The following is a 412-nucleotide window of genomic DNA, read 5'->3' on the forward strand; positions in this document are numbered from 1 at the left end:
GACTGCTCCAGCGCTGTCAGCCGGCCCTCCTGCGCCGTCGTAGCCTCGCCGGCCGACTTCACCAGCGCGTCGAGGCCAGCCAGTTTCTCGTTGAGCGGACCGAGATCGACCGGCGCCGAGCTGCCGGCCTTGCCGAGGGCGGCGACCGCCGTCTCGATCTGCGCAACCTTGTCGCCCAGTGCGGCGACCCCGGCCGCGTCGCCTGCTCCACCTTTCTCGACAGCCGATTTCAGCGCCGCCACATCGGCCTTGACCTGTTCAAGGCCCGAGGACAGGCCGACCATCTTCGCCGCTCCATCGCCGTTGCCGCCGGCGTCCTTCAAACCGGCGATTTCGGTCTTCAGCGAGGCGATGTCGCCGTTGACGCCATCGAGCGAGACGCCGGCACCGGAACCCGGCGCGCCAAGCAGGC

Annotated in this window: 1 pseudogene; it reads right to left on the reverse strand. The window is 69.9% G+C overall.

From position 1 onward, the window contains the following. Window positions 1–412 (reverse strand): annotated as a pseudogene (locus EN906_RS37020) (phage tail protein); the annotation flags it as partial.

This window comes from Mesorhizobium sp. M7A.F.Ca.CA.004.06.1.1, assembly GCF_003999135.1.
Lineage (GTDB): Bacteria > Pseudomonadota > Alphaproteobacteria > Rhizobiales > Rhizobiaceae > Mesorhizobium.